General features: G+C 61.5%; 8 protein-coding genes. 2 read left to right on the top strand and 6 right to left on the bottom strand.

The window, feature by feature from the left end; translation table 11 throughout:
- Positions 1-1,708, bottom strand: a 1,708-nt coding sequence (parC, locus tag M0954_RS12500) for a DNA topoisomerase IV subunit A (RefSeq protein ID WP_297353535.1), incomplete at its 3' end; no start/stop codon positions are given.
- A 122-nt stretch (positions 1,709-1,830) separates the two neighbouring features.
- Positions 1,831-2,823: an amidohydrolase family protein gene (locus M0954_RS12495; protein ID WP_297353534.1), complete on the bottom strand. Its 993-nt coding sequence runs from the start codon at positions 2,821-2,823 to the stop codon at positions 1,831-1,833.
- Positions 2,824-2,919: 96 nt separating this feature from the next.
- On the opposite strand from M0954_RS12495, the gene M0954_RS12490 reads away from it, so the two are divergent.
- Positions 2,920-3,696, top strand: a complete 777-nt coding sequence (locus M0954_RS12490) for a helix-turn-helix transcriptional regulator (protein WP_297353532.1) — start codon at positions 2,920-2,922, stop codon at positions 3,694-3,696.
- Here the strand turns inward: M0954_RS12490 and recO are convergent.
- Complete coding sequence (recO, locus tag M0954_RS12485; RefSeq protein WP_297353529.1) at positions 3,693-4,451, bottom strand: DNA repair protein RecO; 759 nt, start codon at positions 4,449-4,451, stop codon at positions 3,693-3,695. The genes M0954_RS12490 and recO overlap by 4 nt on opposite strands.
- A 194-nt stretch (positions 4,452-4,645) precedes the next feature.
- On the opposite strand from recO, the gene M0954_RS12480 reads away from it, so the two are divergent.
- The gene (locus M0954_RS12480; RefSeq protein ID WP_297353527.1) at positions 4,646-5,929 is read left to right on the top strand and encodes a CDP-glycerol glycerophosphotransferase family protein; all 1,284 of its coding nucleotides are present in this window, start codon (positions 4,646-4,648) and stop codon (positions 5,927-5,929) included.
- 99 nt (positions 5,930-6,028) lie between these two features.
- Here the strand turns inward: M0954_RS12480 and M0954_RS12475 are convergent, their stop codons facing one another.
- The 3 genes from M0954_RS12475 to M0954_RS12465 all read right to left on the bottom strand — a co-directional run bounded on the left by M0954_RS12475 (position 6,029) and on the right by M0954_RS12465 (position 7,103).
- A complete protein-coding gene (locus M0954_RS12475; RefSeq protein WP_297353525.1) occupies positions 6,029-6,409 on the bottom strand; it encodes a TfoX/Sxy family protein in 381 nt (126 codons plus the stop codon).
- Between the two features lie 93 nt (positions 6,410-6,502).
- Positions 6,503-6,895 carry a hypothetical protein gene (locus M0954_RS12470; protein WP_297353523.1) on the bottom strand — a complete coding sequence of 131 codons (393 nt, stop codon included), beginning with the start codon at positions 6,893-6,895 and terminating at the stop codon, positions 6,503-6,505.
- Positions 6,896-6,929: 34 nt separating this feature from the next.
- Positions 6,930-7,103: a KH domain-containing protein gene (locus M0954_RS12465; protein WP_297353537.1), complete on the bottom strand. Its 174-nt coding sequence runs from the start codon at positions 7,101-7,103 to the stop codon at positions 6,930-6,932.
- Positions 7,104-7,106: the final 3 nt, after the last annotated feature.

Below are 7,106 nucleotides of genomic sequence, written 5' to 3'. Positions count from 1 at the left end.
CATAGAACCGGCCGTTGGTGGCGAGCAGCAACAGCTTCGAGGTGGTCTCGGCGAAGAACGACTGGCCGAGCTTGTCGTCGGTCTTGAAGACAAGGCCGGAGAGATCGGCAACGTGCCCCTTGAGTGTGCGGACCCAGCCCTTGTCCGAGATCACCACCGTGACCGGCTCGCGTTCGACCAGCGATTCTTCGAGTGCTGCGAGATCATGCTCCGGCGCGTCGGCGAAGATCGTTCGGCGCTTGCCGAGCGGCGTCTTCGGTCCGAACGTCTCGCGGACGTGGCGCACCTGCTCGCCGACCTTCGCCCACTGCTCGGTCTCGGACGCAAGAGTCGCGTTGATACCCTTCAGTTCCGCGCGCAGCTTCTTGTCTTCGGTGCGGATCTCGAATTCTTCCAGCTTGCGCAAGCTGCGCAGCCGCATGTTCAGGATCGACTCGGCCTGCAGCTCGGTGAGCTTGAACGCCTTCATCAATTCAGGCTTCGGCTCATCCTCGGTGCGGATGATGCGAATTACTTCATCGATGTTCAGATAGGCGATCAGGTAACCGCCGAGAACTTCGAGCCGGTGCTCGATCTGGCCCTTGCGGTGATTGGAGCGCCGCAGCAGCACGTCACGCAGATGATCGAGCCATTCGCGTAGGCATTCGGTGAGGCCGAGCACCTTGGGGATGCGGCCCTTGACCAGCACGTTGAGATTCAGCGGAATCTTGCTCTCAAGCTCGGTGAGTTTGAACAGCGACTCCATCACCAGTTCAGGATCGACGTTGCGCGTCTTCGGCTCGATGACGACACGAATATCTTCGGCAGATTCGTCACGGATGTCGCCAACCAGCGGCAGCTTCTTGTCGTTGAGCAGTTCGGCGATCTTCTCGATCAGCCGCGACTTCTGCACCAGCCACGGAATCTCCGTGACGACCACGACCCACATGCCGCGCGCGCCCTCTTCCTGATGCCACTTGGCGCGGGTGCGGAAGGAGCCGCGGCCCGTCATATAGGCTTCCGCGATCGACTCCTTGGAATCGACGATGATGCCGCCGGTCGGGAAATCCGGCCCCTTCACCCAGCGCAGCAGCGCCTTCGATTTCGCATCGGGCTTGTCGATCAGGTGCAGCGCCGCATCGCAGAGTTCGGCGACGTTGTGCGGCGGGATAGATGTGGCCATACCGACCGCGATGCCCTGCGCACCGTTGGCCAGCAGATTGGGGAAGCCGCCCGGCAGCACCGACGGCTCTTTGGTCTGGCCGTCGTAGTTTGGCCGAAGCTCAACTGCGTCCTCGTCGATCCCCTCCAGCAGGAGGCGCGCGACGTCGGTCATGCGGGCTTCGGTGTAACGATAGGCCGCGGCGCTATCGCCGTCGATATTGCCGAAATTGCCCTGGCCGTCGATCAGCGGATAGCGCGACGAGAAATCCTGGGCGAGACGCACCATGGCATCGTAGATCGCCTGGTCGCCGTGCGGATGGAACGAACCCATCACGTCACCGACGATCTTGGCGGATTTCTTGAACGGCGTGCCGGGGTCGAGCCGCAGCAGTCGCATGCCGTAAAGGATGCGGCGATGGACCGGCTTCAGGCCGTCCCGCGCATCCGGCAGCGCACGATGCATGATGGTGGAAAGCGCATAGGCGAGATAGCGCTCTTCAAGCGCGTCCCGCAGCTGCACTTCGTGGATTTCAGCCGGCTCCGGCGGAATCAGTCTTTTTCCCATGGCGACGGGTTAGCGCCTGAAAGCGAATCGGGCAAGAAATGAATCGCGACACTGTGGAACCCGTGCAGGTGTGTCGGCTGCCACGGGAATCACCGTGCAAGGCCGGCCCCACCCGCAGCTTTTCACCGGCGTCCGGACCCGGCAACGGAGGCCGCCTGCTTGGCCAGCCGCAACCGTGCTGCCGCGGCCGGAAACAGCTGCAGGGCATTCCGGCCGATCTGCTCGATCTCCTGCCGCGTCAGCCCGGCGAATGCCAGCAACGCCTCGATGTTGGCGACGGCCGTCGCCTCCACCGTGCAGGGGACGCCGCAGTCCGAGCCGTAGACGATGTGATCACACGTCGTCATGGCGAGCGCCGGGGCAAGCGTGTGCGCTGATCCGGTCATCGCGGTGTCGAGGAAAAGGCTGCGAAGATGCTCGCGCATCTCGCTTCGGGTGATGGCATTGGGATTCGGAACCCACGGCTCGGTGCCGAGCAGCATGAGCCGCCCGGACAGCGCCGGCAGCGCCGCGCCGCAATGCGCCAGCACCAGGCGAAAGTTCGGATAGCGGCGAAAGATGCCGGCATACACCATATCGACGACGGTGCGCGCGGTCTCGAACGCGACGTCCAGCAGCGCACTGGGTCGCCCGAACGAGCTCGGTCCGTAGGCATTGGGATGTGCGAACACGACCGCATGCCGTCGGTCAAGTTCGGCCCACATCGGCTCCAAGCGGGGATCGCTGAGATGAACACCATTGTAACAGCATGTGACCGCAAAGCCGTCCGCCCTCAGCCGACCGTCGCCGCGCGCGATCTCGGCCAGCGCACTATCGGGATCGTCAGTCGGCAATGCAGCGAGCAGACCGAACCGCGTTGGATGTCGCGCCACCAATGATGCGCCATACTCATTGGAGACACGAAGCGCAACCAGCTCTTTCGGAATGTTGCTGAGCATCTGCATCGCGATGCCAACGCGATCCATGTAGTCCAGCGTGTCCGGCACATTCCAATCCGGCGGCTTCGGTCCAGTCCAGCCGACATCCCGCATCGCCTGCCAGCGCGCATCACTCTGCTCCGGCGACATTGGTGGCGTGAAATGCGCGTGCACATCAACCCAGTTATGGACGATCATGGCGAACTCCTTCGTGGGCCCCCGCGACACCACGGTACGCGCTGTCTGAATAACGCTATATAGTGAATTTCGGACAATCAGTTTCGGAGTTCGGACATGCCCCGCGAGACGCCCAGCCTGATCGGTCCGCCCCCGGCACCGATCTCATTCAGAATCGTGGATTTTCCGGCTGGGACGATCTTTCCGGCGCAGCGTGCTGCCTGGGGCAAGTTGCTCTATGCCGTCAACGGCGTGGTGGACTTCACCATTGCGAACGAGCGCTACCTGTCGCCACCGGCCTATGCGATATGGATACCGCCGCGCGTTGCGCACGATTCACGGACCCTGCACGACATCCGTTATGCATCAGTCTATGTTCGGCGCGAGCTTTGCCGCGGACTGCCCGAGACGCCCTGCACGCTGAGGCTCAGCGCGCTCGTCAAGGCCATTGTCGCAGACTTCGCGGCGCGCAACCTCGCCGGTCCGGTTTCAGTCGCAGATCGCCGGCTCGCCCAGGTTCTGTTGGACCAGTTGCGGCTCGCTAAGCGGCACGAGAACTACCTGCCGACAACCGACGATCCGCTGCTTGCACCGGTACTGACGTCGCTGCGATCCCTGCCCGGCGATCGACGTTCGCTGGCCGCGTGGGCCGCGACAGTGAATACGACAGAACGGACTTTTGCGCGGCGATGCCGACTACAACTTGGAATATCGTTCGGCGAGTGGCGGCAAAGGCTGAAGCTGGTCACGGCGTTCGCATTGCTCGACGCCGGTCATCCGGTGCAGAGGATCGCGTCCGAACTGGGGTACAACAGCACGTCGGCCTTCATCGCCATGTTTCATCAGCTCACCGGCATGAGCCCAACGGAAACCCGCAACCACCGGCGTGGTTAGGTGTCAGCATTCAGATCATAGAATTTCAGATATTTCGCCACCGCGTTGATGAACCCCTCGCGCGCGTCGGAGTGGCCCTGCCCGCGCGGCTCCAGCACATTGCGCAGCAGGAAGCGGCCGGTCAGTTCGAAGCCGTCATGCAGATCCTGTCCGCTATAGCTGTTGCGGCCGTCTTCCGACGCGCGCAGAAACGGCGGCAACCGCAACAGGCGATCGCGCCAGGGATCGCCTGCCTGACGCGACACCGCGCCGCCGGATTTCGGCGACACATAAATCAGCTCGGTGGTCGAGCCGGTGGCGGCGCAGTTCTCAAGATCGAGGCCGAAGCCGAGCTCACCGAGCATCGCGAGCTCAAACCGGATCAGATGGATCGCGGCTTCTCCGGCATCGTTGAAATCATCCAGCGTACGCTCGAGCATCTCATAGATGTCTTCGTGCGGATCGCGCTCCGGCAGCAGCCGCGCCAGCGACGCCAGATGCGTGACGCCGTAGACCGCGTAAGAGGACGCCAGCACGGTGGCCGCGCGCATCCGCGTCGCCTCGATCTGATAATAACCGAGATGCTCATCGAGCCGCGCGCGCCAGACTGCATTGACAGTGTTTCCAGGTTGTAACACTGGCCGCAGCCGCGCGCCCGCACCGCCTCGCACCAAACCGAGATGCCGGCCATGCCCGCGCGTCAGCAGCTCGACGATCGCGCTGGATTCGCCGTGCCGCCGTACGCCGAGAATGATGCCTTCGTCTGTCCATTCCATGTGCAGAGTCTACATGATTTTACCGATCAAGGCAGCCGTAACATCACGTAACATCATGTACAAATCTACATGTTGGGTACGCGCCTGATCTCATCGACCGCTCCGTATTATGACGGAATTTTTGTCGCGATCGATGTGCCCGCAACGGGTCCGAAGACCGCCACGATGAGACGGTGCGAGATCGATACTAATCTATGGACGCAGATGCCCTCACGCGATTCACCACTCTCGAGCGCAAGCTCGCCATCCTCACCGGCGAACTCACACAGACACATAACGATATACGCGCTCTCAAACTGGCTTACGATCTCGCCGACCTGTCGCGTCGCAAAAGCAAATCGCGAATGGTGCTTTTCTTCGGCCGCGATCAGTTCGTTGACAATTCGAAATATTTGTTCACGCATGTCGCACACTCCCAGTCGCAATTCACGCCGGTCTGGTGCTCGTTCAACAGCGCGCTGGTTGCTGAGCTGAAATCTCACGGCTTCGTCGCTTTCGACATGAGCCAGGACCATTCCCGCACCGTCGCGCTGTTGCTGTCCGCCGCGGTTGCGGTTCACTGCGTCAACCCGAATGAATCGCTGCGGCTGGCGGTGTTCGACGCGGCGCTTGCCGGCGCAGTCAGATTGCAACTGTGGCACGGGGTCGGCCATATCGGCACCAAGAAGATCGACCTGATGCTGTCCGATTACATGAACCTGCTCAATCCGTCGAACGTCGATCAACTGCACGGGGCCAGTTCGATCGACGTGATGGTCAGCCCGGCGCGCCGCTTCGACGCATTCTGGCGCGCCAGCTTCGGCGTCCGCGACATTCTTCGTGCCGGGCTGCCGCGCAATGAAGTCTTGCTGCGCGAGCCCACCGCGATCGACAATATCGGCGCAGTCACCTTTCAACCGGAATGGCGCCGGCATCGCGGCGTTCGGCTGCTGTGCGCGCCGACTTTTTCCGCTGCCGGCGACCTCCCTCTATGGGCGAGACCGGAGATCGTATCGGCCATGCTCAGCAGCGTCGCCGATCGCAATCCGTTGCTGTTCGTCAAGCCACACCCCTTCGATCAATCGAAGATCGATCGGGGCCTGCTGCCCGCCTCGGGCGTCGTCATGCTGCCCGCGGTCCGCGACATCTATCCTGTGCTCAACCAGTTCGACATGTTGATCACCGACAAGTCGTCGCTGCTGTCGGACTATCTGTTGCTGGATCGACCGGTGCTAATGCTGAACGAAACCGCGCAAAACGATCCGAATATATGGATGGCCTATGGCGATGCGCCGTCACCGGGCATCGAAGCCACCCATGCGGACGCGGCCGAGGCGCTGCGCGCCGCGCTGCTTGACGATCGCTACGCAGAAGCGCGGGCCGCAAACCGCAAGGTGATGTTCGAAACCGATCCCCGGACGGCCTGCGCCGATATCGCCCAAACCATTGCCGAAATCGTGAACAAACGCAGCCCCTCCGCCGAGGCGGCTTATGCATGATCCCGGCAACTTCGTAGGACTGATGAGCGAAGCATCGTCCGTCAAATCAACCGTTTCAGGCGGCTGGGTACGCCTTCGGCTAAGGGGCGCATTCCAGCTTCATAATTGAGGTTTTGATTTTCGCTTTGGTGCTGCTCGTTCTCTCTTCGCCGCAACCCGCTGTGCCGCCGCCAGCGCGGCTCGCGCCCAGGTGACAAGTTCGTCGGCTTCGTCGAACAGACGTTCCGGAGCACGCCAGAAGGAAAGATCGATGATTCCGCCCTTCTTCTCGTAATTGAGAGGCGGAAAGGACTGGGCTTCCTTGAGCACCGCTCGATTGTCGTCATCCACACGAAAGTAGAGCGTGTTGTCTCTCACCATCCCGAACATCAGCCCGTCGCAGAACACGCCGGTCTTACCGAACATACGCCGCATCGTGATGCGGCCGAGCGGAGCAAGCTGCTCGTGCAGAAATTCGGCAAAGCTGTCGCTGGCAACCATGCTCAATCCTCTGCCCGGAAGACGGATGAGCGAAGAATAATCCGCCAATTCAAGCCGTTTCAAGCGGTGGGTCGCGCCTTCGGCTAACGCGCTCTACGCATTGAACCAGTCGCGCGCGTCGCCGGTGAACGAGAAATACAGCCCCACGGCGGTCAGTGTGCAGGAGATGATTTCGATGGCGCTGTCGAACTGCAAACCGTCGGAGTCCAGGATCTGGAACAGTGACAACACTGAAAACACCAGCGACGCCACCAGTATCCAGCGCGGCCAGCTCTTGCGGCGATGTGCGCCAAGCCAGACCAGATAGACGAACAGCAGCAGCAGTCCGGCCGCGACGATATTCGCCGCCGCGATGGTGGTGTCAGACATGTCCATGTCGGGCGTGCGATCCTGAAACGCGATCGACACCGCATCGAGCATCAGCGAGAGATAAAGCATCACCTCGAAATAGAACACGTTCTTGGGCAGCTTGGCAGAATCGCTCATGAGCTTTTCGCTATTCCCTGATCTTGCTCGCTATCTATTCTTTTGGGAATTCGAGACCCATCTCACGGTAACGATTGGGATCGTCGCCCCAGTTCTCGCGCACCTTGACGAACAGGAAGAGGTGCACCGGCACACCGGTGATCTCCGCAAGTTCCTTGCGCGAGTCCGCGCCGATCGACTTGATGGTGGCGCCGCCCTTGCCGAGCACGAT

The sequence above is a fragment of the Paraburkholderia sp. genome (genome assembly GCF_026225065.1).
GTDB lineage: Bacteria > Pseudomonadota > Gammaproteobacteria > Burkholderiales > Burkholderiaceae > Paraburkholderia.
Note: the sequence above shows the minus strand (reverse complement) of the source record. Positions and strands in the feature narration are given on the sequence as shown.